21 protein-coding genes are annotated in these 24,386 nt (G+C 69.6%); 20 read left to right on the forward strand and 1 reads right to left on the reverse strand.

The genetic code is table 11. The features are described from left to right. Window position 1 precedes the first annotated feature (1 nt). From F624_RS0110190 to F624_RS0110235, 10 genes are all read left to right on the forward strand, one after another. A complete protein-coding gene (locus tag F624_RS0110190) occupies window positions 2-1,762 on the forward strand; it encodes a PHA/PHB synthase family protein (RefSeq protein ID WP_019574198.1) in 1,761 nt (586 codons plus the stop codon). Continuing rightward, on the forward strand, window positions 1,763-2,530 hold the full coding sequence (gene fabI / locus F624_RS0110195) for an enoyl-ACP reductase FabI (RefSeq protein WP_019574199.1): 768 nt from the start codon (window positions 1,763-1,765) through the stop codon (window positions 2,528-2,530). A 94-nt stretch (window positions 2,531-2,624) separates the two neighbouring features. Further along, on the forward strand, window positions 2,625-4,067 hold the full coding sequence (locus F624_RS0110200) for an efflux transporter outer membrane subunit (RefSeq protein ID WP_019574200.1): 1,443 nt from the start codon (window positions 2,625-2,627) through the stop codon (window positions 4,065-4,067). Window positions 4,068-4,096: 29 nt separating this feature from the next. Beyond that, the gene (locus tag F624_RS0110205) at window positions 4,097-5,176 is read left to right on the forward strand and encodes an HlyD family secretion protein (protein WP_031254647.1); all 1,080 of its coding nucleotides are present in this window, start codon (window positions 4,097-4,099) and stop codon (window positions 5,174-5,176) included. After that, the gene (gene rbbA, locus F624_RS0110210) at window positions 5,173-7,947 is read left to right on the forward strand and encodes a ribosome-associated ATPase/putative transporter RbbA (protein WP_019574202.1); all 2,775 of its coding nucleotides are present in this window, start codon (window positions 5,173-5,175) and stop codon (window positions 7,945-7,947) included. The genes F624_RS0110205 and rbbA overlap by 4 nt, the downstream gene beginning before the upstream one ends. A 3-nt stretch (window positions 7,948-7,950) precedes the next feature. Then, window positions 7,951-9,075, forward strand: a complete 1,125-nt coding sequence (locus F624_RS0110215; protein WP_019574203.1) for an ABC transporter permease — start codon at window positions 7,951-7,953, stop codon at window positions 9,073-9,075. Window positions 9,076-9,185: 110 nt separating this feature from the next. Next, entirely contained in the window at window positions 9,186-10,619 is a 1,434-nt protein-coding gene (locus tag F624_RS0110220; RefSeq protein ID WP_019574204.1) for a bifunctional enoyl-CoA hydratase/phosphate acetyltransferase, read from the forward strand. 34 nt (window positions 10,620-10,653) lie between these two features. Continuing rightward, the gene (locus F624_RS0110225) at window positions 10,654-11,874 is read left to right on the forward strand and encodes an acetate/propionate family kinase (RefSeq protein ID WP_019574205.1); all 1,221 of its coding nucleotides are present in this window, start codon (window positions 10,654-10,656) and stop codon (window positions 11,872-11,874) included. 10 nt (window positions 11,875-11,884) lie between these two features. Further along, a complete protein-coding gene (locus F624_RS0110230; protein WP_019574206.1) occupies window positions 11,885-12,130 on the forward strand; it encodes an AbrB/MazE/SpoVT family DNA-binding domain-containing protein in 246 nt (81 codons plus the stop codon). After that, window positions 12,127-12,522 carry a type II toxin-antitoxin system VapC family toxin gene (locus F624_RS0110235; RefSeq protein WP_019574207.1) on the forward strand — a complete coding sequence of 132 codons (396 nt, stop codon included), beginning with the start codon at window positions 12,127-12,129 and terminating at the stop codon, window positions 12,520-12,522. The genes F624_RS0110230 and F624_RS0110235 overlap by 4 nt, the downstream gene beginning before the upstream one ends. Before the next feature lie 16 nt (window positions 12,523-12,538). Here F624_RS0110235 and F624_RS0110240 read toward each other — a convergent pair whose 3' ends face one another. Beyond that, window positions 12,539-13,801: a glutamate carboxypeptidase gene (locus tag F624_RS0110240; protein WP_019574208.1), complete on the reverse strand. Its 1,263-nt coding sequence runs from the start codon at window positions 13,799-13,801 to the stop codon at window positions 12,539-12,541. A gap of 140 nt (window positions 13,802-13,941) precedes the next feature. Between F624_RS0110240 and F624_RS0110245 the strand changes: the two genes are divergently transcribed. From F624_RS0110245 to F624_RS0110290, 10 genes are all read left to right on the forward strand, one after another. After that, window positions 13,942-14,400 (forward strand): acyl-CoA thioesterase, encoded by a 459-nt coding sequence (locus F624_RS0110245; RefSeq protein ID WP_019574209.1) that lies wholly within the window; start codon window positions 13,942-13,944, stop codon window positions 14,398-14,400. A gap of 73 nt (window positions 14,401-14,473) precedes the next feature. Next, window positions 14,474-15,247, forward strand: a complete 774-nt coding sequence (locus F624_RS0110250; protein ID WP_019574210.1) for a bestrophin-like domain — start codon at window positions 14,474-14,476, stop codon at window positions 15,245-15,247. Window positions 15,248-15,434: 187 nt separating this feature from the next. Next, window positions 15,435-17,114, forward strand: a complete 1,680-nt coding sequence (locus F624_RS0110255) for a glycosyltransferase family 39 protein (protein WP_019574211.1) — start codon at window positions 15,435-15,437, stop codon at window positions 17,112-17,114. 27 nt (window positions 17,115-17,141) lie between these two features. Continuing rightward, window positions 17,142-17,510 carry an EamA family transporter gene (locus F624_RS0110260; RefSeq protein WP_019574212.1) on the forward strand — a complete coding sequence of 123 codons (369 nt, stop codon included), beginning with the start codon at window positions 17,142-17,144 and terminating at the stop codon, window positions 17,508-17,510. 21 nt (window positions 17,511-17,531) lie between these two features. Then, window positions 17,532-18,638 carry a DegT/DnrJ/EryC1/StrS family aminotransferase gene (locus F624_RS0110265; RefSeq protein ID WP_019574213.1) on the forward strand — a complete coding sequence of 369 codons (1,107 nt, stop codon included), beginning with the start codon at window positions 17,532-17,534 and terminating at the stop codon, window positions 18,636-18,638. A 19-nt stretch (window positions 18,639-18,657) separates the two neighbouring features. Beyond that, window positions 18,658-19,638 (forward strand): glycosyltransferase, encoded by a 981-nt coding sequence (locus F624_RS0110270; RefSeq protein WP_019574214.1) that lies wholly within the window; start codon window positions 18,658-18,660, stop codon window positions 19,636-19,638. Continuing rightward, complete coding sequence (locus tag F624_RS0110275) at window positions 19,635-20,618, forward strand: formyltransferase (RefSeq protein WP_019574215.1); 984 nt, start codon at window positions 19,635-19,637, stop codon at window positions 20,616-20,618. Before F624_RS0110270 ends, F624_RS0110275 begins: the two co-directional genes overlap by 4 nt. A gap of 31 nt (window positions 20,619-20,649) precedes the next feature. After that, window positions 20,650-21,693, forward strand: a complete 1,044-nt coding sequence (locus F624_RS0110280) for a bifunctional UDP-4-keto-pentose/UDP-xylose synthase (RefSeq protein ID WP_019574216.1) — start codon at window positions 20,650-20,652, stop codon at window positions 21,691-21,693. Window positions 21,694-21,977: 284 nt separating this feature from the next. Continuing rightward, window positions 21,978-22,889: a polysaccharide deacetylase family protein gene (locus F624_RS0110285; protein ID WP_019574217.1), complete on the forward strand. Its 912-nt coding sequence runs from the start codon at window positions 21,978-21,980 to the stop codon at window positions 22,887-22,889. A gap of 68 nt (window positions 22,890-22,957) precedes the next feature. Continuing rightward, complete coding sequence (locus F624_RS0110290) at window positions 22,958-24,373, forward strand: MFS transporter (protein WP_019574218.1); 1,416 nt, start codon at window positions 22,958-22,960, stop codon at window positions 24,371-24,373. Window positions 24,374-24,386 lie beyond the last annotated feature (13 nt).

A 24,386-nucleotide genomic window follows, 5' to 3' on the forward strand; every position in this document is an offset into this window, starting at 1 on the left:
CATGAGCACACCCGATTCCGCCGCCCAGGCCCCCAACGCCACAGAACAAGCCGCCACGGCCCTGGATGCGGCCTTCCACGCCGCGTTGGCACGCCACAGCGGCTCGATGTCGCTGGCCTCGCCCTGGCTGGCCGGGCTGGACTGGGCCATGCACCTGGCGCTGTCGCCCGGCAAACGCCTGGCGCTGGCCCAACTGGCCTGGCAGCAGGGTGAGCAGTTTGCCCGCTACGCCACCGAATGCCTGATGGCCGGCCCTGGCCCGGCACGCCAGTGCGTCGAGCCGCCCGCACGCGACCGCCGCTTTGCCGACCCTGAATGGCTGCGCTTTCCCTTCAACCTGCTGCACCAGGGTTTTCTGCTGAACGAGCAGTGGTGGCAGCAGGCCACCAGCGAGGTCTGGGGGGTGGAAAAGCACCACGCCGATCTGGTGGCCTTCGGCACCCGGCAGTGGCTGGACATGTTCTCGCCCGGCAACCTGCTGCCGGCCAACCCGGTGGTGCTGCACCGCACCCTGCAGGAGCATGGGCTGAACCTGCTGCGCGGCGCCTCCTTCGCCCAGGACGACCTGCAGCGCGCCAGCACGCACGAGCCGGTGGCGGGCACCGAGGCCTTCGAGGTTGGGCGCGACCTGGCCTGCACCCCGGGCGAGGTGGTGCTGCAAAACCGCCTGATCGAGCTGATCCAGTACCGCCCCACCACGGCCCAGGTGCACCCCGAGCCGGTGCTCATCGTGCCGGCCTGGATCATGAAGTACTACATCCTGGACCTGTCGCCCGGGAACTCGCTGATCCGCTACCTGCTGGACCAGGGCCACACCGTGTTCTGCATCTCCTGGAAGAACCCCACCGAGGCCGAACGCGACCTGGCCATGGACGACTACATCGAGCAGGGCTTTGAAGCCGCCTTGCAGGCGGTGCAGACCATCTGCCCGGCGCAGAAGGTGCATGCGGCCGGCTACTGCCTGGGCGGCACCCTGCTGGCCATCGCGGCGGCGGCCCTGGCGCGCGACGGCCGCGACGAGCTGGCCTCGATGACCCTGTTCGCGGCCCAGACCGATTTCAGCGAACCCGGCGAACTGGGCCTGTTCATCGACGAAAGCCAGCTCAGCCTGCTGGAGGCGCAGATGGCGCAAACCGGCACCCTGAGCGCGGGCCAGATGGCCGGCGCCTTCCAGATGCTGCGCTCCAACGACCTGCTGTGGTCGCGCCTGATCAACGAATACATGCTGGGCGAGCGCCCCGCCATGAACGACCTGATGGCCTGGAACGCCGACGCCACCCGCATGCCCGCGCGCATGCACTCGCAGTACCTGCGCCAGCTGTTCCTGAACAACGACCTGGCGGCCGGGCGCTACCGGGTCAAAGGGCACACGGTGTCGCTGACCAGCCTGCGCCTGCCGGTGTTCATGGTGGGCACGGTGACCGACCACGTGGCCCCCTGGCGCTCGGTCTACAAGCTGCACCACCTGAGCCCGGCCGAGATCAGCTTTGTGCTGACCAATGGCGGCCACAACGCCGGCATCGTCAGCCCGCCGGGCCACGCCCACCGCCACTACCAGTGCCTGACCCGCAGCGCCGACGGCGCGGCCCTGAGTGCCGACACCTGGCAGGCCCAGGCGCCCCAGGTCGAGGGCTCGTGGTGGCCAGCCTGGCGCGACTGGCTGGGAGCCCATTCCGGCGCTCCCGTCGCCCCGCCCGCCCTCGGCGCCCCCGAACACCCGGTGCTGTACCCCGCCCCCGGCCACTACGTGATGGAGAAGTGAATGACGCCCCCTCTGCAAGGTAAGCGCGGCCTGGTGGTCGGCATCGCCAATGAACACAGCATCGCCTGGGGCTGCGCCCGGGCCTTCCGCGATGCCGGGGCCGAGGTCGCGGTGACCTGGCTCAACGACAAGGCCCGGCCCCATGTCGAGCCGCTGGCCGAACAGCTGCAGGCGCCGATCCGCGCGCCGCTCGACGTGGAGCAGCCGGGCCAGCTCGAAGCCCTGTTCGACACCCTGGGGCGTGAATGGGGTCAGCTCGACTTCGTGCTGCACTCGATCGCCTTTGCCCCGATGACCGACCTGCACGGCCGGGTGGTCGATTGCTCGCGCGAGGGCTTTGCCCGGGCCATGGACATCTCGTGCCATTCCTTCATCCGCATGGCACGCCTGGCCGAACCCCTGATGACCCAGGGCGGCGCCCTGCTCACCATGAGCTACCTGGGTGCCGACGAGGTGGTGGCCAACTACGGCCTGATGGGCCCGGTCAAGGCCGCCCTCGAATCCAGCGTGCGCTACCTGGCCACCGAACTGGGGCCGCAGGGCATCCGCGTGAACGCGGTCTCACCCGGGCCCCTGGCCACCCGCGCGGCCTCGGGCATTGCCCACTTCGACCAGCTGATGAGCCAGGCCACGGCCCGCTCCCCACTGCGCCGGCTGGTGGGGCTCGATGAAGTCGGCGCCCTGTGCACCTTCCTGGCCAGCGACGGCGGCCGCGCCATCACCGGCGACACGCTGTACGTCGACGCTGGCGTCCACATCATGGGCTGAGCTTGCGATGCGACTGTTTTCCAATTCCCCTAGCGAACCTCGGCCACGGCTGAGCGCTTTGTCGAGCGCTTTGTCGAGCACTTTGTCGAGCACTTTGTTTTTGGCCCTGACCGGTGCCCTGCTGCTGGGCGCCTGTGCCCACACGCCCGAGCCCCTGGCTCTGCCCGCCGCCCCCGTGGCAGGGGTGTACGCCGAGGCCAGCTCACCCACCGACCCGGCCGCCCCCACGCTGGCCTGGCGCAGCTACTTCACCGACCCGGCGCTGCAGGCGCTGATCAGCCAGGCCCTGGCCAACAACCGCGATCTGCGCATCGCCGCGGCCCGGGTGCAGCAAGCCCAGGCCGCCTGGGGTCTGCAGCACGCGGCCAGCCTGCCTTCGGTGGTGGGCATGGCCGGCAACAGCCGGGTGCACCTGCCGGCCGGCATCAACCCGCTGGGCAGCACCATCCAGGCCAGCGGCGCCAGCCTCGGGCTGGGCTTTGTGAGCTGGGAGGTGGACCTGTGGAACCGCCTGGGCCAGTTGCAGGACGCCGCCGCCCAAAGCGCTGAAGCCGCCGAGCAGGCCCGCCGTGGCGCCGAGCTCAGCCTGGTGGCCCAGGTGGCGCAAGCCCACCTGGCCCTGGGCGAGCTGGACGAGCGCCTGGCCCTGGCCCGCCAGGCCGAGGCCAGCCGTGCCGAGAGCCTGCGCATCTTCACGCGCCGCGTGGCCATGGGCGCCAGCTCGCGTCTGCAACTGACCCAGGTGCAGACCCTGCTGACCCAGGCCCAGGCCCTGGTGGTACAGCTGCAGCAGACCCGCGCCGCCCAGGCCCAGACCCTGATCGCCCTGGTCGGCACCCCGCTGGAGCTGCCCGAACACGCCGACGCGTTGAGCCGCCAGAGCCCGGTGGCCCGGCTTCGCACGGGCCTGCCCTCCGAACTGCTGCAGGCGCGGCCCGACATCGTGGCGGCCGAGCACCAGCTGCGCGCGGCCCACGCCCAGGTGGGCGCGGCACGGGCGGCCTTCTACCCCAGCCTGACGCTGACCACCGCCCTGGGCACCACCAGCAGTGATTTCGACGGTCTGTTCCGCGGTGGCAGCAAGGCCTGGCTGTTTGCCCCCAGCCTGAACCTGCCGCTGTTTGACGGCGGCCGGCGCGAGAACAACCTCAGCCTGCAGCAGGCACGCCAGCTCGAGGCCGTGGCGCAGTACGAAAAAAGCATCCAGAACGCCTTCCGCGAGGTGAATGACGCCCTGTCGGCCAGCCACGCGCTGGAGCGACAGGTGCACATCGCCGAGGCCGCCCTGCAGGCCCAGACCGAGCGCGCACGGCTGTCCGAGCGCCGCTTTGACGCGGGCTCGGCCGCCTTTCTCGAGGTGCTGGACGCCCAGCGCGACCTGCTGTCCGCCGGCCAGCAACTGGTGCAGGCGCGGCGGGCCGCCATGGCCAGCCGCGTGCTGCTGTACGCGGCCCTGGGCGGCGGCACGCTGGCGGCGGCGGACGCCCCCCAAAGCCCCCCCTCCAGCGCCCCCCGGACCGCCACCGCCCAACCCTGAGCCCCCGTACGCCAGAGCCGAGTCACATCATGAAAAAGCCTTCTTCCCCTCTCCAGCTTCTCCCGATCGCCGTCGTCGTGGCCCTCGCCCTGGCCGCCGGCGCCTACGGCTGGACCCACCTGCGCGCCACCGGCCCCGGGCCGGGTTTTGTGAGCGGCAATGGCCGCATCGAAGCCACCGAGATCGACATCGCCACCAAGTCCCCGGGCCGGGTGCTCGACATCCTGGTCGGCGAGGGTGACCTGGTCAGCGCCAACCAGCCCCTGGCCCACATGCAGATGCAGAGCCTGGAGGCCCAGCGCGACGAAGCCCGGGCCCGCCAGCGCCAGGCCGTGACCGGCGTGGCCAGTGCCGAGGCCCAGGTGGCCATGCGCGAAAGCGATGCCGCCGCCGCCCAGGCCGCCGTGGCCGCCCGCGAGGCCGACCTGGACAACGCCCAGCGCCGGCTGGCGCGCTCCACCGACCTGAGCCGCGACGGCGCCGCATCGCAACAAGAGCTGGACGACGACCGGGCCCGCGCGCGCAGCGCCACGGCCGCCGTGGCCGCCGCCCGCGCCCAGCTGGCCGCGGCCCAGAGCGCGATCGCCGCTGCCCGCTCGCAGGTGGGCAGCGCCCATGCCGCCGTCGTGGCCGGTGACGCCACCGTGGCCCGCATCCAGACCGAGATCGACGACGGCACCCTGGTCGCCCCGCGCGCCGGCCGCGTGCAGTACCGCGTGGCCCAGCCCGGCGAGGTGCTGGGCGCGGGCGGCAAGGTGCTCAACCTGGTGGACCTGTCGGAGGTGAACATGGGCTTTTTCGTGCCCGAGACCGTGGCCGGCCGCCTGGCCGTGGGCAGCGAGGTGCACCTGGTGCTGGACGCCGCCCCGCAGTACGTGATCCCGGCCAAGGTGTCGTATGTGGCGGCCACCGCCCAGTTCACGCCCAAGACGGTGGAAACCGCCAGCGAGCGCCAGAAGCTGATGTTCAAGGTGAAGGCCCAGATCGACCGCGAGCTGCTGCTGCGCCACCTGCAGCAGGTCAAGACCGGCCTGCCCGGGGTGGCCTGGCTCAAGCTCGACCCGCAGGCCGAATGGCCTGCTGAACTGGCCGTGAAGGTGCCCCAGTGAGTGAGACCGGCGCCGCCGGGCAGGTGGGCCCGGCCCCCTGCGCCCGCCTCGACGGGGTGAGCCTGCGACATGGCAACACCCTGGCCCTGGACAACATCACGCTGAGCCTGCCCGCAGGCTGCCGCGTGGGCTTGATCGGCCCCGACGGCGTGGGCAAATCCAGCCTGCTGTCGCTGCTGGCCGGGGCCCGCGCGGTGCAGCAAGGCCGGGTCGAATCCCTGGGCGGCGACATGGCCAGCACCGCCCACCGCGATGCGGTGTGCCCGCGCATCGCCTACATGCCGCAAGGCCTGGGCAAGAACCTGTACCCCACGCTGTCGGTGGAGGAGAACCTGCAGTTCTTCGGCCGCCTGTTCGGCCACAGCCCGGCCGAGCGCCGCCGCCGCATCGACAGCCTCACGGCCAGCACCGGGCTGTCGCCCTTTCTGAGCCGGCCGGCCGGCAAGCTCTCGGGCGGCATGAAGCAGAAGCTGGGCCTGTGCTGCGCGCTGATCCACGACCCCGACCTGCTGATCCTGGACGAACCCACCACCGGCGTGGACCCGCTGTCGCGCAGCCAGTTCTGGGACCTGATCGACCGCATCCGCGCCGAGCGCCCGAGCATGAGCGTGATCGTGGCCACCGCCTACATGGAAGAGGCCGAGCGCTTCGACTGGCTGGTGGCCATGGACGCGGGCCGCGTGCTGGCCACCGGCAGCGCCCCCGAACTGCGCCACCAGGCCGGTGCCGACACGCTGGAGGCCGCCTTCATCGCCCTGCTGCCCGAAGAGCGCCGGCGTGGCCACCAGGCGGTGCTGGTGCCGCCGCTGGACGCCGCTGCCGACGAGCACGTCGCCATCGAAGCCCAAGGCCTGACCATGCGCTTCGGCGACTTCGTGGCGGTGGACCATGTGGACTTCCGCATCCGGCGCGGTGAGATCTTCGGCTTTCTGGGCTCCAACGGCTGCGGCAAGTCGACCACCATGAAGATGCTGACCGGCCTGCTCAGCGCCACCGAGGGCCAGGCCCTGTTGTTCGGCCAGACCGTCGACCCCAATGACCTGGCGATCCGCCGCCGCGTGGGCTACATGTCGCAGGCCTTCTCGCTGTACAGCGAGCTCACGGTGGAGCAGAACCTGGTGCTGCATGCGCGCCTGTTCGGCGTGCCCGAAGCCGAGGTGGCGGCCCGGGTGGCGCACATGGTGCAGCGCTTCAGCCTCAGCGAGGTGGTGGGCAGCCTGCCCGAGAACCTGCCCCTGGGCATGCGCCAGCGCCTGTCGCTGGCCGTGGCCATGGTGCACCAGCCCGAGCTGCTGATCCTGGACGAGCCCACCTCGGGCGTGGACCCGGTGGCACGCGACCTGTTCTGGCAGCTGATGATCGACCTGGCCCGCCAGGATGGCGTGACCATCTTCATCTCGACCCACTTCATGAACGAGGCCGAGCGCTGCGACCGGATCTCGCTGATGCACGCGGGCCGGGTGCTGGTGAGCGACACGCCGGCGGCCATCGTGCGCCAGCGCGGCGCGCCCACGCTGGAGGCGGCCTTCATCAGCTACCTGCGCGAAGCCACGGGTGAAGACGCCGACGCACCGGTGCCCGCCCCCACCGCTGCGGCGCCTGAAGCAGCGGTGCCCCAGCACCCCGGCACACCTGCACGGCGCAGGCGTTTCAGCCTGGCCCGGGCCCTGAGCTATTCGCTGCGCGAGGCCCTGGAGCTGCAGCGCGACCCGGTGCGCGCCACGCTGGCCCTGCTGGGCACGGCCATCCTGATGTTCATCATCGGCTACGGCATCAGCCTGGACGTGGAAGACCTGTCCTATGCCGTGCTGGACCGCGACCAGACCGTGCTGAGCCAGAACTACGCGCTCAACCTGTCGGGCTCGCGCTACTTCATCGAACGCCCCCCCATCACCAGCGATGCCGAGCTGGACCGGCGCCTGCGCAGCGGCGAACTGGCCGTGGCCATCGAGATCCCGCCCGGCTTTGCCCGCGACCTGGCGCGCGGCAAGACCGTGAGCGTGGGCGCCTGGGTGGACGGCGCCATGCCCACCCGCGCCGAGACCGTGCGTGGCTATGTGCAGGCACTGCACATGGGCTGGATCGCCGAGCAGGCCGAACAGCGCCTGGGCGTGCACCTGGGCACCGCCAGCCAGATCGAGACCCGCTACCGCTACAACCCCGATGTGAAAAGCCTGCCGGCCATGGTGCCCGCGGTGATCCCCATGCTGCTGATGATGATCCCGGCCATGCTGACGGCGCTGTCGGTGGTGCGCGAAAAAGAGCTGGGCTCGATCATCAACCTGTACGTCACCCCGGTCACACGCACCGAGTTCCTGCTGGGCAAACAGCTGCCTTATGTGGGGCTGGCCATGTTCAACTTCGCGCTCATGACGGTGCTGGCCGTGACCGTGTTCGGGGTGCCGGTGAAGGGCAGCCTGGCCACGCTCACGCTGGCCGCCCTGCTGTTCGTCATCAGCGCCACCGGCTTCGGCCTGCTGGCCTCGACCTTCACGCGCAGCCAGATCGCGGCCATGTTCGTGACCATGATCGGCACCCTGATCCCCTGCGTGCAGTTTGCCGGCCTGCTCAACCCGGTGTCCTCGCTGGAGGGCACGGGGGCCTTGATCGGGGCGGTGTACCCGGCCACCCACTTCCTGACCATCAGCCGCGGCGTGTTCAGCAAGGCACTGGACCTGGGGGCGTTGGCCGGTTCGTTCTGGCCGCTGGCGGCCTCGATCCCGGTGATCCTGGGCCTGGCCGTGGCGCTGCTGAAGAAGCAGGAGACCTGAGCCATGAGCCGACTCAAGAACATTGTCCGCCTGGGCGTGAAAGAGCTGTGGAGCCTGATCCGCGACCCAATGATGCTGGTGCTGATCGCCTACACCTTCACGCTGTCGATCTACGTGGCCGCCACCGCCATGCCCGAGACGCTGCACAACGCGGCCGTGGCCATCGTCGACGAAGACGGCTCGCCGCTGTCGGCACGCATCGCGCAGGCCTTCTACCCGCCGCACTTCAACACCCCGCGCCTGCTGACCCTGACCGAGATGGACGCCGGCATGGACAGCGGCGACTACACCTTTGTGCTGGACATCCCGCCCGACTTCCAGGCCGATGTGCTGGCCGGCAAGTCGCCGCGCGTGCAGCTCAATGTGGACGCCACGCGCATGAGCCAGGCCTTCACGGGCAGCAGCTACATCCAGCAGATGGTGAGCGACGAGGTGAACGAGTTCGTGCACCGCTACCGGGCCCCGACCGCGCTGCCGGTGGAGCTGAATGTGCACACGCGCTTCAACCCCAACCTGGAGCAGTCGTGGTTCGGCTCGCTGATGGAGATCATCAACAACGTCACCATGCTGTCCATCATCCTGACCGGAGCCGCCCTGATCCGCGAGCGCGAGCACGGCACCATCGAGCACTTGCTGGTGATGCCGGTGCGCCCGCTGGAGATCATGCTGGCCAAGGTCTGGGCCATGGGCCTGGTGGTGTGGAGCGCAGCATTGATCGCGCTGATCTTCGTGGTGCAAGGGACGCTGCATGTGCCCATCCAGGGCTCGTTGGCGCTGTTCATGCTGGCGGTGGCGCTGCACCTGTTTGCCACCACCTCGATGGGCATCTTCCTGGCCACGGTGGCCCGCTCTATGCCGCAGTTCGGCATGCTGCTGGTGCTGGTGCTGCTGCCGCTCGAACTGCTGTCGGGCGGCATGACGCCGCGCGAAAGCATGCCGCGCCTGGTGCAGGACCTGATGCAGGCGGCCCCCACCACCCACTTCGTGACCGTGGCGCAGGCCATTCTGTACCGCGGGGCCGGCCTGGACGTGGTGTGGCCGGCGCTGTTGGCGATCGCGGTGATCGGCAGCGTGCTGTTCAGCGCTGCGCTGGCCCGCTTTCGCAACACCATCAGCCAGATGGCCTGAAGCCACTGCCCCCGTGTCACGGCTCGGTCATGCCCAACACCGATACCTGGGCCTGACGCCGCGCCCGTGCTGACCTATCCTGTCCAACCACCCAGCTCCTGGAGTGCTCCATGCCCACTGAAACCAACACCCCCGTGCCGGCCGATGCGCTGCAGACCGTGCACAACCGCACCTTCGACCAGATCGCCCTGGGCGACACCGAATCCATCCGCCGCCAGCTGACGGCCGAGGACATCCAGCTGTTCGCCATCCTGTCGGGCGACGTGAACCCGCAGCACCTGGACGCCGACTACGCCGCCGCCTCGCGCTTTCATGGCGTGATCGCCCACGGCATGCTGGGCGGCGCGCTGATCTCGGCGGTGCTGGGCACCCGCCTGCCCGGGCCGGGCACCATCTACCTGAGCCAGAGCCTGCAGTTCATGGCCCCGGTGCGCATCGGCGACACGCTGGACATCAGCGTCACCGTGACCGAACGCGAAGAGACCAAAAAGCGCCTCAAGCTGGCCTGCGCCTGTGTCAACCAGGACGGCGTGACCGTGATCCGCGGCGAGGCCCAGGTGATCGCGCCCACCGAATCGGTATCGCGCCCGCGCAGCACCCTGCCCGAGGTGCACCTGAGTGCCGGCAACGACGGCCCGCGCCGCCTGCTGGCCGAGGCCCGCCCGCTGGGCCCGATCCGCATGGCGGTGGTGCACCCCTGCGATGCCCTGAGCCTGTCGGCCGCCCTGGATGCGCAGGCTGCCGGCCTGATCACCCCCATCCTGGTGGCGCCGCGCACGCGGCTGCAGGCGGTGGCCGCTGAAGCCGGCCTGAGCCTGGACGGCCTGGCCATCGAAGATGTGCCGCACAGCCATGCCGCCGCCGACCGCGCCGTCGAACTGGTGCAGCAAGGCCAGGCCGAGGCCCTGATGAAGGGCAGCCTGCACACGGACGAGCTGATGGCCGCGGTGGTGTCGGCCGAGCACGGCCTGCGCACCAAGCGCCGCATCAGCCACTGTTTTCTGATGCAGACCCCGGCCTACCCGCGGCCCTTCATCATCACCGACGCGGCCATCAACATCGCCCCCGGCCTGGACGCCAAGGCCGACATCGTGCGCAATGCCATCGAGCTGGCGCACGCCATCGGCGTGGCCCAGCCGCGCGTGGCCATCCTGGCCGCGGTAGAAACGGTCAACCCCGCCATGCCGGCCACGCTGGACGCCGCCGCCCTGTGCAAGATGGCCGACCGCGGCCAGATCAGCGGGGCCCTGCTGGACGGCCCGCTGGCCTTTGACAACGCGGTGTCGGCCGCGGCCGCCCACATCAAGGGCATCGAGTCGGAGGTGGCCGGCCGCGCCGATGTGCTGGTGGTGCCCGACCTGGAAAGCGGCAACATGCTGGCCAAGCAGCTCGAATACCTGGGCGGCGCCGCCAGCGCCGGCATCGTGCTGGGTGCCCGTGTGCCCATCGTGCTGACCAGCCGCGCCGACTCGCGCGAGAGCCGCATCAGCTCGTGCGCCATCGCGGTGCTGCTGGCCCACCGCTACCGCAGCACCCCTCCCTGAACCGGCTGACCGAACAAGCTGCATGAGTGCCCCCATGAACACCGCCCTGAACACCTGCATCCTGGTCCTGAACTGTGGCTCGTCCAGCATCAAGTTCGCCCTCTTCGACGCCAGCCGGCAGCCGCTGCCGCGCAGCCCGATCTGGGGCGGCAAGATCGAGGGCATCGGCGGGCCCCAGGCCACGCACACAGAAACCGGCCAGCCCCCGGTGGGCCTGAGCCTGGACCCGGCCAACCCCTACCACGCGGCCCTCGAACACATCGAGCGCCGCGTGCTGGCCCAGCCCGGCGCCCGGCACCTGGCAGCCGTGGCGCACCGGGTGGTGCATGGCGGGGCCAAGTACTTTGAGCCGGTGGCGGTGAACACCCAGGTGCTGGCCGACCTGCGCGAGTACATTCCGCTGGCACCGCTGCACCAGCCGTTTGCGCTGGAAGCCATCGAGGCCCTGCTGGAGCGCCAGCCCCACCTGCTGCAGGTGGCCTGTTTCGACACCGCCTTTCACCACACCCTGCCCCAAGTCGAGCAGATGCTGCCCCTGCCCTATGCGGCCTGGGAGCGCGGGCTGCGCCGCTACGGCTTTCATGGCCTGTCGTACGCCTACCAGGCCCTGGTGCTGCCCGAGCGCCACGGCGATGTGGCACGGGGCCGCACCGTGGTGGCCCACCTGGGCTCGGGCGCCAGCCTGTGTGCCATGAACGATCTGAAAAGCGTGGCCACCACCATGGGCTTCTCGGCCCTCGATGGTCTGATGATGGGCACGCGCTGCGGCGCGCTCGACCCGGGCGCCGTGATCTACCTGATGGAAATCGAAAAGCTGAGCCTGCAGCAGGTGGCGCATGTGCTGTACCACGAATCGGGCCTGCTGGGGGTGTCGTGCCTGTCGTCCGACCCGCGCGTGCTGCTGGCCCACGAGGCCAGCGACGAGCGCGCCCGCGCCGCGCTGGATCTGTATGTGCGCCGCATCGTGCGCGAGATCGGCGCCCTGGTGGCCGTGCAGGGCGGGCTGGACCTGCTGGCCTTCACGGCCGGCATCGGCGAACACAACGCCGAGATCCGCTCACGCATCTGCCGCCAACTGGGCTTTCTGGGCCTGCGTCTGGACGAGGCCGCCAATCAGCGCCACGCGGCCTGCATCTCGGCGCCCGACAGCACCGTGCGCGTGGCCGTCGAGCCCGCCAACGAGGAATGGGTGGCAGCCCGGGCTGCGGCTTTGCTGGTGGGGGTGGCGGTTGACGCCGCCGAAGGCAGCCACTAAGGTTCAGACCATGACCACTGCCACACTCAGCTCCAAAGGCCAGATCACCATTCCCATTGAGGTGCGGACCGAACTCAAGGTGAACACGGGTGACCGGGTCGAGTTTGTCCAGATCGCCCCCGGCCGCTATGAGTTCGTGGCCGCCACCCGCGACATCACCGAACTCAAGGGCATGTTCGGACCGGCGCAAGCCATGGTGACGCTGGAAGACATGGACGCGGCAGTGGCCCAAGCCGCAGCCGCCGCGGCGCGATGATCGGCCTGGACACGAACGTTCTGGTTCGTTACATCATGCAGGATGACCCCCTGCAGTCGGCCAAAGCCACGCAGTTGCTGGAGTCATTGGACGCCAACAACCTGGGTTTTGTGGCCTTGGCCAGCATTCTGGAGCTGTACTGGGTTCTGACCGCCAGCTACAAGCTCAGCCGGGCGCAGGCGGCGCAAGCCCTCGACGCCCTGCTGCACACCCGACAGATCCAGGTGGAGCAGGCAGATCGGGTCATCCATGCGCTGCGCGCTCACGCCACCGGCCAGGGCGATTTTGCGGACTGTCTGATCGAACGATCGGCCGCCGCAGCGGGCTGCACGCACACCCTGACTTTCGACGTCAAGGCAGCCCAGCACGCCGGCATGAAGCTCATCGCCTGAAGCGAGACTCAGGCCCTCAAGGCTGGCCCAGTTCCATCAGCAGCCGGGTGGCCAGGTACAGGCGGGGCACGATGGAGTCGACCTCGATGTATTCATCGCGGGCGTGGTAGCCAAAGCCGGCCAGGCCGAAGCTCTCGACCACCGCGGCCTTGCCCGAGCGGCTGGCAAAGCCCGCATCGGTGGCGCCGCCAGTCATGTCCACCAGAGCGAGCGGACGGTTGTCCAGTTCGGCATAGATGGCCTGGGCGCGCTGGGCCAGCGCACGCCCCGCTGCCGAGGCCACGAAGGGCGGGCGGCCGATCACCATCTGCACGCTGGTCTCGGTGTCGGGCACCACCTTGTTGCGCTGCACCGCCTCCTTGAGCTTGTCATTCAAGGCTTCGGCCGCGCCATTCTGGGTGGTGCGCACATCGGCGCCCGCCGTGGCCAGCTCGGGGATCTGGTTGCGCACCGTGCCCGATTGCGAGGTGGTCCAGTTCAGCTGGGCGCCGGGCACGCTCTTGGCAATGTCGCGTGTCTGCACCAACTGGTTCGACAGCTCGATCAGGGCATTGCGACCCAACTCAGGCGCGGCGCCGGCATGTGAGGCCTTGCCCTTGACCTGCAGCGTCACCGTGGCGGTGCCGGCAGCACCCAGCAACAGTGCTTCCTGGCGGGCCACGGCCTTGGCGGCGGTGGGCTCAAAGGACAGCACCACATCCTGCTGCGCGCCGAGGGCAGCAATGGTCTCGCCCGAACCGATCGAACCCACTTCTTCGTCGGGGTTGAACAGCACGGTCAGGGTGGCAAAGTCGGCCCAGCCCCGCTCGCGCAACAGGGCGAGCGAATGCAGGATGACGGCAATGCCGCCCTTGTCGTCGGCAATGCCCGGGCCATAGATGCGGCCGCCTTCCACCTTGTAGGGCTGGGTATTCAGAATGCCCGGCTGGTACACCGTGTCCATGTGCGCCTGCAGCATGAAGTGCTTGCGCCCCGTGCCCTGCAAGGTGCCGATCACGATGTCGGCCCCGGTGCCCGCCGTGGCCTTGCGGCGCTCGGTCTTGAAGCCCAGGGCCTGCAGCCGCTGTTCGGTGAAGGCCGCCATGCGCGCCAGGCCGGCCCCATCGGAACTGCCCGACTCGATCAGCACCATTTCGCGCAGGCTGTCGATGACCGCGGGCTGGGCTTTCTCGGCCGCCGCCTTCAGGGCAGCATCGGGCGCTGCGGCCACCCCGATGGAGCCTGCTGCCAGACACAGGGCAGTCAGCCAGCGGGCGGAGGGGGCAAAACGGATCGGCATGGGGAATCTCCTGGCAGTCGATGAAGGTTTGAGACAGTGGTGCGCAAACTATAGCCAGCTCGCACGGACTGGCTGCTCGCTCAGGTGACAGCGGCCGAAGGGCACAATATCGACCCCAATCCATACGCCCCCTGCCCCCCATGCCCCGCATCCAGTTCACGCTGCCCGAGCGCTTTCTTTTCTCGACCGACATCCAGATCTACATCAGCCACGTGAACCAGGGTGGCCATCTGGACAACGCGCAGTTGTTGACCCTGGTGTCTGAGGCCCGGGTGCGCTTTTTCAAATGGCTGGGCTACCGCGAGTCGGGGGTGGAGGGGCTGAGCATCGTGGTGGGTGACATCGTGGCCCAGTACAAATCCGAAGGCTTCCATGGCGAGACCATGCAGGTCGAGATGCTGCCCGAGGATTTCAACCGCTACGGCTTCGACCTCGTGTTCCGCATGACCGAGCGCGACTCGCGGCGCGAGGTGGCCCGCGGCAAGATCGGGGTGGTGTTTGTCGGTCGGGTCGATAAGAAGGTGACCCCGGTGCCCGAGGCCTTCCTCGCACGGCTGTCGGCCGCCAAGGCCGCTCAAGCCGACTTCACGGCTTCTTGATCCAGCCCCCTGGCGCACCACACGGGGCGTGGCACCATGGGCGGTCTTTTTGCCCCCTTCTCCTGAGCCCACGATGAACACCACCTCCTGGCTGGCCTACGACCACTATGCCTACGCCGCCTTTGCCGTGCTGGGCACGCTGGCGGCCGTGCTGTTCATCCAATGGGCGCTGCTGCGCTCGCGCTGGGCCGGCTGGCTGCAGGGCCTGCAGGGGGTGGCGCCGCCTTTCATCAACATCATCGGCGTGCTGTTCGGCCTGACCCTGGCGTTTCTGGCCAACGACACCTGGAGCGCCCACGACAAGGCGATGACGGCGGTCTACCAGGAGGCCGATGCCCTGCGCACCTTGCGCGTGCTGGGGCGTGACCTGCACGCACCGCTGCGCCAGTCGCTGGACGACGCGGTGCTGGCCTATGCCCGCGCCAGCGCGGCCGAGTGGCCCGAGTTGGCCCGGCGCGAGCAGAGCCCGGCGGTGCAGGCCCAGGGCGAGGCCTTGCTGCACTTGCTGGCCGGCCGGGCGGTGGAGCAGGCGGCCGGCGCCGGCGTGCAGGCCCAGATGCTGCGCGAGGCGCGGCTGCTGGCGGGCCAGCGCGACCTGCGCATTGCGCTGAGCCAGACCCACATCAACCCGCTCAAATGGCTGGGCATGGCGTTTCTGGGCTTTGTCACGCTGCTGTCGGTGGCGGTGGTGCACATCGACCGGCCCCGGGTGGTGGCCACGGCCACCGTGCTGTTTGCCCTGGCGGCGGCCCCCACGGCCACCATCGTGCTGATCCAGGGCAACCCCTTCCAGCAGCCCACGGCCGTGACCCCGGCACCGCTGCTGGCGGCCACCGGGAGCCCTTGAACCCAAGCGGCGGCCGCCCCGGGCGCCTCCTATAATCAGCGGCCTTGGGAACGCCCCTAGGCGTGGCCCGACCGGCCCCTGACGGCCGGCCCCCCCTTCAACACACCAGCGTGCGCGTGAAGTCCGTTGCGATGGCCCCACACCGATCCGACTCCCGCGCGCTGGCCACCCGTCAACACGCCGGCCGATGCCCCCTTTGAAACCTCAAGCCCCGGCCGGCAGGCCCGCCCCCGGCCCCGGGCTGCAGCGCGGCCGCGCCGGCCTCTGGACCTGGCTGGGCCTGTTCGCGCTGGCCCTGCTGTGGCTGGTGCCGCTGGGCACCCGGGCCCTGATCACCCCTGACGAGGGCCGCTACGCCACCCTGTCGCTGGGCATGCTGCACAGTGGCGACTGGATCACCCCGCGCCTGAACGGCCTGCTGTATTTTGAAAAGCCGCCCCTGCAGTACTGGGGCGGGGCGCTGGCCATGGCCGTGCTGGGGGTGAGCGATTTCAGCGCCCGGCTGTGGTCCGGCCTGGCCGGGCTGCTGACCCTGGGCCTGGTGGGCCACACCGCCAGCCGGCTGTGGGGCGAACGCACCGGCCGCATCGCGCTGCTGACCGGCGCGGGCACCACCTGGCTGGTGCTGAACAGCCATTTTCTGTCGCTCGATGCCGGCCTGTGCGCGGCCCTGACGCTGGCCCTGTGCGGCTTTCTGCTGGGCCAGCAGGCGCAGGCCGAAGGCCGGCCGCGCAGCGGCTGGATGCTGGCGGCCTGGGCCGGCCTGGCGCTGGCGGTGCTCAGCAAAGGCCTGGTGGGCCTGCTGATCCCGGGCGCGGTGCTGGTGCTGCACAGCCTGTGGCGGCTTGATTTCCGCATCTGGCGCGCCATGCGCTGGGGCCCGGGGCTGCTGCTGTTCGCCTTGATCACCGTGCCCTGGTTCTGGGCCGTGTCGGCGCGCAACCCCGACTTTGCCTGGTTCTTTTTTGTGCACGAGCACTTTGACCGCTACCTCAAGCCCGACCACAACCGCTCGGGCCCGGTCTGGTACTTCCTGCCCTTTCTGCTGCTGGGCTTTCTGCCCTGGACCAGCGCCCTGCCCTGGCTGACCCGGGTGCGCCGCAGCGACTTTGCGCCGAGCTTTCTGCTCTTGTGGGCGGGCTTTGTGCTGCTGTTCTTCAGCATCTCCAGCTCCAAGCTGCCCTCGTACATCCTGCCCATGTTCCCGGCCCTGGTGCTGCTGCTGGCCCCGGCCATCGAGCGCGCCAGCCAGCGGGCGCTGGCCTGGCACCTGGGGCTGCCGGCCCTGCTGTGGCTGGGTGGCGGCCTGGCCTGGCTGCTGGCCGAGCGCATCGCGGGCAGCGACAGCGACCCGGCCGTGGCACACACCCTGCTCAATGGCATCGGCCTGGCCAGCGGGCTGTTCCTGAGCGCCTGCGCGCTGGCCTGGTGGCTGCTGCGCCGCAACCGCCGCCTGCTGGCCGTGGGGGTGGTGGCCATCAGCCACTGCGCCTGCGTGCTGATCGGGCTGCAGGCGCACAACGGCTACGGTTTGCAGAAAAGCAGTGCCGAACTGGTGCGGGCGGTGCCCGAGGCCTTCGACCCGGCCGTGCCGGTGTACGCCGTGCGCAGCTACGACCAGACCCTGCCCTTTTACCTGCGCCGCCCGGTCACCCTGGTGGACTACCGTGACGAGTTCAGCTTTGGCGAGCAGCACGAGCCCGAGCGCTGGATCGCCAGCCTGCCCGAGTTCGTGGCCCGCTGGCAGGCCGAGCCACGTGGCGTGGCCTACCTCGAAGGCGACACGCTGACAGAACTCACTGCCCTGGGCCTGCAGGCCCGGGTGGTGCTGCGCGACGATCGCCGCGTGCTGCTGGCCAAGCCCTGAGCCCCTCCACCTCCCCCTCATCCCCCCATGAAAATCACCGACTTCCTGTTCGTTCTGGCCGGCGTGCTGCTCAATGCAGGTGCCCAGCTGCTGCTCAAATCGGGCGCCAGCGCGGTCGGTCCGATCCAGGGCTTCGAGGGCCTGCGCAACGTGGCCCTGACGCTGGCCTTCCACCCCGGGGTGATCGGCGGCCTGTTCTGCTATGTGCTGAGCGTGGTGCTGTGGATCGTGGCCCTGTCGCGCGTCGATGTGAGCATGGCCTACCCCATGCTGTCGATCGGGTATGTGGTCAACGCGCTGCTGGCCTCGGCCCTGCTGGGCGAGGTGATTTCGGCCCAGCGCTGGGGCGGCATGGCCGTCATCTTGCTGGGCGTCGCTATCATCGCCCGCAGCTGAACCTGCCTCTTGGAGCCTCTCTTGCAAGCCTTTCTGCCCTTCACCCGCCCCTCGATCGACGAAGCCACCATTGAAGACGTGGGCGCCGTGCTGCGCTCTGGCTGGCTGACCACCGGCCCGCGCTGCCAGGCCCTGGAGGCCGCGCTGTCGGCCCGCTTTGGCGGGCGACCGGTGCGCCTGGCCAGCTCGGCCACCGCCACCCTGGAGCTGGGCCTGCGCCTGGCCGGCGTGGGCCCCGGCGACGAGGTGATCACCACCGCCCTGACCTGGGTGGCCACCGGCAACGTGATCCTGCAGGTGGGCGCCCGGCCCGTGCTGGTCGACATCGACCCGGCCACCCGCAACTTCGACCTGGACCAGGTCGAGGCCGCCATCACCCCGCGCACCAAGGCCCTGCTGCCGGTGGACCTGGCCGGCCTGCCGGTGGACCGGCAGCGGCTGTACGACATCGCCCAGCGCCACGGCCTGCGCGTGATCGAGGACGCGGCCCAGTCCATGGGCGCGAACTGGGCCGGCGAAGAGATCGGCCTGAAGGGCGACCTGGTGTCGTTCAGCTTCCATGCAAACAAGAACATGACCACGGCCGAAGGCGGCTGCCTGGTGATGAACAACGAAGACGAAGCGCGCCGCTTCGAGCGCCTGCGCCTGCAGGGCGTGGTGCGCTTCCCCGACGGCAGCGCCGACGTGGAAGAGCTGGGGGGCAAATGCAACCTGACCGACGTGGCCGCGGCCATCGGCCTGGGCCAGCTCAAGCAGCTCGATGGCTTCAACCAACGCCGCATCGCCCTGGCCCAGCGCTATTTCGAGCTGTTCCCGCGCGATCTGGGTTTTGATTTGCCGCTGGCCGATTTCAGCCAGAGCAACTGGCACATGTTCCAGCCCCTGCTGCCCGTGGGCGTGGCCCGGGCCGACTTCATCGCCCGCATGCGCGAGCAGGGCATTGGCATCGGCGTGCACTACCCGGCCATGCACCTGTTCACGCTGTACCGCAAAATGGGCCACTTTGAAGGCCAGTTCCCGCACGCTGAAGACGTGGGCCGCCGCACCGTGACCCTGCCCCTGTTCCCGGCCATGGCCGACAGCGATATCGACCGCGTGTGCGCTGCCGTGCGCCTGGCCCTGTCCTGATTTTTCTGGTGAGCTGCCCTTGAACCCGACCCTTGCCTCCGCCCCGCCCGCCGACCGCCACCCGGATGACCCGGTGCTGAGCGTGGTGATCCCGGTCTACAACGAAGAAGACGGCCTGGACCAGTTGTTCAGCCGCCTCTACCCGGCGCTGGACCAATTGGGTCTGCGTTACGAAATCGTGTTCGTCAACGATGGCAGCCGGGACCGCTCGCCGGGCATCCTGGCCGAGCAGTTCGACAAACGCCCGGACGTGACCCGGGTGATCTTGTTCAACGGCAATTTCGGCCAGCACCGGGCCATCCTGGCCGGTTTTGCGCACTGCCGCGGCGAGCGCATCGTGACGCTGGACGCCGACCTGCAGAACCCGCCCGAAGACATCGCCACCCTGCTGGCCAAGATGGACGAGGGGCACGACTACGTGGGCTCGATCCGCCGCCAGCGCCACGACGTGGCCTGGCGCAAATGGGCCAGCAAGGCCATGAACCGCCTGCGCGCCAAGCTCACCCGCATCAACATCACCGACCAGGGCTGCATGCTGCGCGCCTACAGCCGCAACATCGTGTCGCTGATCAACCAGTGCGGCGAGATGAACACCTTCATCCCGGCCCTGGCCTACCAGTTCTCGCGCAACCCCGCCGAGGTGGTGGTGGGCCACGAGGAGCGCTTTGCCGGCGAATCCAAGTACTCGCTGTACAGCCTGATCCGCCTCAACTTCGACCTGGTGACCAGCTTCTCGGTGGTGCCGCTGCAGTGGTTCTCGCTGATGGGCATGGCGATTTCGGCCGGTGCCGGGCTGCTGGTGCTGCTGCTGATCGGACGGCGCATCGTGATCGGACCCGAGGAAGGCGGCCTGTTCACCCTGTTTGCGATTGCCTTCTTCCTGATCGGGCTGGCCCTGTTCGGCATCGGCCTGATAGGCGAGTACGTGGGCCGCATCTACAGCGAGGTGCGGCAGCGCCCGCGCTACGTGATCAGCGCCATCCTGGAGCAGAAGCGGTGAGCGCCAGCGGGCCCAACAACAGCGCCCCCAGCGCGGTTGTCTTCGCTTACCACAACGTGGGCGTGCGCCTGCTCAAGGTGCTGATCGACGCCGGGGTGCAGATCCGGCTGGTGGTCACCCATGCCGACAACCCGAACGAAACCATCTGGTTCGGCAGCGTGGCCCAGGTGGCGGCCGAGCATGGCCTGCCCTGCATCACGCCCGAGGCGGCCGACACGCCCGAGCTGCTGGCCCAACTGCAGGCCCTGGCCCCCGACTACCTGTTCTCGTTCTATTACCGCTACATGCTGCCCCAGGCCGTGCTGGAGGTGCCGCGCTGCGGCGCCTACAACCTGCACGGCTCGCTGCTGCCGCGCTACCGCGGCCGGGCCCCGGTGAACTGGGCCGTGGTGCGCGGCGAACGCGAGATCGGCGCCACCCTGCATGTGATGAACGCCAAGCCCGACCACGGTGCCATCGTCGACCAGCAGGCCGTGCCCATCCTGAGCAATGACACGGCCCGCGAGGTGTTCGACAAGGTCACGCTGGCCGCCGAGCTGGTGCTGGCGCGCTGCCTGCCCGGCCTGCTGGCCGGCACCGCCGTGCTGCAGACACAGCAGCACATCGCCGGCCAGTACTTCGGCCGCCGCACCCCGGAAGACGGGCGCATTCCGGCCACGGCCACGGCCTGGCAGACGCACAACCGGGTGCGCGGCGTGGCCCCGCCCGACTACCCCGGCGCCTTCTTCGAGGCCGACGGCCACCGCGTGCAGATCGACCGCACCCTGTGGGCCGGCGCGCCGGGCCCGGCGGAGCCCGACGCGGGCACGCTGCAGGCCGATTCCAGCCTGGCCCTGCTGGTGCAGGACGGGCGTCTGCTGCTGCGCGGCGCCGACGGCGTGCTGCTGCCGGTGCTGGCGGCGCGGCTCGATGGCAGCGCGCTGGACGCGGCCCGTTTTCAATCGCTTTACCCCGGGCAGGCGCTGGCACCCCGCGACTGAGCGAAAATCCCGGCATTGACAGGAAAAAATCTTGAAAAACGTCCTCATCCTCGGCGTCAACGGCTTCATTGGCCACCACCTGACGCGCCACATCATCGAAACCACCGACTGGCACATCTACGGCATGGACATGCAGTCCGAGCGCGTGCAGCCCTGGATGGACCACCCCCGCTTCCACTTCTTTGAAGGTGACATCACCATCAACAAGGAGTGGATCGAGTACCACGTGCGCAAGTGCGACGTGGTGCTGCCCCTGGTGGCCATTGCCACCCCGGCCACCTATGTGAGCGACCCGCTGCGCGTGTTCGAGCTCGACTTCGAAGCCAACCTCGAGATCGTGCGCCACTGCGTCAAGTACAAGAAGCGCATCGTGTTCCCCAGCACCAGCGAGGTGTACGGCATGTGCGGCGACGACGAGTTCGACCCCGAGGCCTCGCCCCTGGTCTACGGCCCGATCAACAAGCCGCGCTGGATCTACGCCTGCTCCAAGCAGCTGCTGGACCGCGTGATCCACGCCTACGGCCAACAGCACGGCCTGGACTACACCCTGTTCCGCCCCTTCAACTGGATCGGCCCTGGCCTGGACAACCTGCACACCGCCAAGGAAGGCTCCAGCCGCGTGATCACCCAGTTCCTGGGCCACATCGTGCGCGGCGAGCCGATCAAGCTGGTGGACGGCGGGGCCCAGCGCCGCTGCTTCACCGACATCGAGGACGGCATCCGTGCGCTGATGCTGATCCTGGCCAACAAGGACGGCTGCGCCACCCGCAACATCTACAACATCGGCAACCCGAGCAACGACCTGTCGGTGCGCGAGCTGGTGGGCGAGATGATGGCCCTGGCCGCCAGCATCCCCGAGTACCGCGACCACGCGGCCCAGGTCACCGTGCTGGAAACCACCTCGGCCGAGTACTACGGCAAGGGCTACCAGGACGTGGAACGCCGCGTGCCCAAGATCGCCAACACCCAGGCCGACCTGGGCTGGAAGCCTGAGGTGACCATGCAGGAGGCCCTGGCCCGCCTTTTTGAGCACTACAAAGACCAACTCGACAGCGCCCGCGGCCTGATCAATTGATGCTCCCCCCTGAGTCGCTTCGCGCCTACGTGCGGCCGCGAGACGCGGACGCTCTTCGCCCTGTCCAGCCCTGCGCAGGCAGGCCTGGAGCCGCAGGGCTCAGCCCCGACCGGGGGACGACACCATTGGCCGGGCCAAGCCCGCTCCAAGGTGTCCGCTGGCGTGGCCTGCTCCGCGGCCATTTGAACGTTGAGTGCTTTGGGGGTTCAGACATCGCCGGCTTTTTGCAGGCCGGCATGCGACCTTCTACCTTGAGAAATCTGCTGAATGACTGAGGCGAAGCCATGGGCGTGATTGCACTCAAGATCGATGTGGACACCTGGCGCGGCACGCGCGAGGGTGTGCCGGCACTGGCCAAGCTGCTGGAGCGGCTGGACGCGCCGGCCACCTTTTTGTTCAGCCTGGGGCCGGACCACACGGGGCGCGCGCTCAAGCGCGTGTTCCGCCCGGGCTTTTTCGGCAAGGTGGCGCGCACCTCGGTGGTCGAGCATTACGGCCTGAAGACCCTGATGTACGGGGTGCTGCTGCCCGGCCCCGACATCGGCCTGCGCGAGGCCGAAGGCCTGCGCGCCATCGCCCGCGCCGGTTTCGAGACCGGCGTGCACACCTGGGACCATGTGCGCTGGCAAGACAACGTGGCCGGCGCCGGCGAGGCCTGGACACGGCGCGAGCTGACACTGGCCGTGGAGCGCTACAGCGAGGTCTTCGGCGCCCGCCCCAGCGTGCACGGTGCGGCTGGCTGGCAGATGAACGAAGCGGCCTACCGCCTGCAGAAAGAGCTGGGCTTCAGCGTGGCCTCCGACGGCCGCGGCACCCAGCCCTACTGGCCTTGCGATGCCCAGGGCGAGGTGATCGGCCCGGTGCAGCTGCCCACCACCCTGCCCACGCTCGACGAGCTGCTGGGCCTGGACGGCTGGACCGTGGACAACGTGCACGAGGCCCTGCTGGCCCGCACCCGCGAGGTGGCGCCGCTGCACGTCTACACCCTGCACGCCGAACTCGAAGGCCAGAAACTGGCCCCGGTGTTCGAGCGCCTGTTGCGCGGCTGGCGCGAACAGGGCTACCGCTTTGCCACCCTGGGCGAGTGCGCCGCCTACCTGGAGCCGGCCCGCCTGCCGCGCTGCCCCGTGGGCCTGGGCACCATCCCGGGCCGCAGCGGGCAGTTGGTGGTGCAGCAGGCCGGGCTGGCACGCTGAGAGCCTGCCGCCCCACCCCGGCACGGCCCCGCCAGCACGTTTTGGCCCGCGCCGATATAGTCGGCGACATGTCCGCACCGCCAGCATCGCCCAGCGCCCGCCCCGGGCACACCCACTCACCCACCCCACCTGAAGACCCCGACCACGGGCTGGACCGCAGCGCGCTGCTGGCGCTGGCGGCCATCCTCATGGGCGTGGGGCTGGGCACGCTGGACACGGCCATTGCCAACACCGCGCTGCCGGCGATTGCCCACGACCTGAACGCGCCGCCGGCGGCCTCGATCTGGGTGGTCAATGCCTACCAGTTGGCCACCGTGGCCCTGCTGCTGCCATTTGCGGCGCTGGGCGACCGGATCGGGCCCCGGCGCGTGTTCATGGGCGGGTTGGCCTTCTTCACACTGGCCTCGCTGGCCTGCGCACTGGCCCCCACGCTGACGCTGCTGGCCCTGGCCCGAGGCCTGCAGGGCATGGGGGCGGCGGCCATCATGAGCGTGAACATCGCGCTGATCCGGCTGCTGTACCCGGCCTCGCGCCTGGGGCGCGGCGTGGGCATGAACGCGCTGGTGGTGGGGGTGTTCTTTGCGGTCGGGCCCACGGTGGCTTCGCTGGTGCTGAGCGTGGCCGACTGGCCCTGGCTGTTTGCCATCAACGTGCCGCTGGGCCTGCTGGCCCTGGGCTTCGGCTGGCACACGCTGCCGCACAGCACGCCCCGCGACCATGGCTTTGACCCGCTGACGGCGGTGTTCACCGCCCTCACCTTCTCCACCCTGATCGGCGCCCTGGGTGCGGCGGCCCAGCAAGAGCCCTGGCCCCTGGTGGCCATTCCGGCCAGCGTGACGGTGGTGGCCGGGGCCCTGCTGCTGTGGCGCCAGGCCGGGCACCCGGCGCCCATGCTGCCGGTGGACCTGCTGCGCCGGCCGCTGTTTGCCCTGTCGGTGCTGACGGCGCTGAGCGCCTTTGCCACCCAGGGCCTGGCCTTTGTCTCGCTGCCCTTTTTTCTGGAGCAGGTGCTGCACCGCAACCCGGTGGACACGGGTTTTCTGATGTCAGCCTGGCCGGTGGTGGTGGCCGCGGCGGCCCCCATTGCAGGGCGCCTGTCAGACCGGCATCCGCCCGGCCTGCTGGGGGGCATCGGATTGGCCGTGTTGAGTGTGGGCATGCTGTCGCTGGCCCTGCTGCCCGATCAGCCCGGCACGCTGGACCTGGTGCTGCGCCTGTGCGTATGCGGAGCCGGCTTCGGCTTTTTCCAGTCGCCCAATCTGCGCGCGCTGATGTCCAGCGCCCCACCCGAACGCGCCAGCGGGGCCAGCGGCATGATCGCCCTGGCCCGCCTGACCGGCCAGGCCACAGGTGCCGCCAGCGTGGCGCTGTGCTTTGCCTTGGGGGGCACGCATGGCGCCAAGACCGCCCTGGCACTGGGCTGCGGCACGGCCGCACTGGGGGCTGCGGCCAGCACGGCTCGGCTGTTCACGCGCGCACGCTGATCCGGCGACCCGC

Origin of the sequence: Curvibacter lanceolatus ATCC 14669 (assembly GCF_000381265.1) — a bacterium.
GTDB classification, from domain to species: Bacteria; Pseudomonadota; Gammaproteobacteria; order Burkholderiales; family Burkholderiaceae_C; genus Curvibacter; species Curvibacter lanceolatus.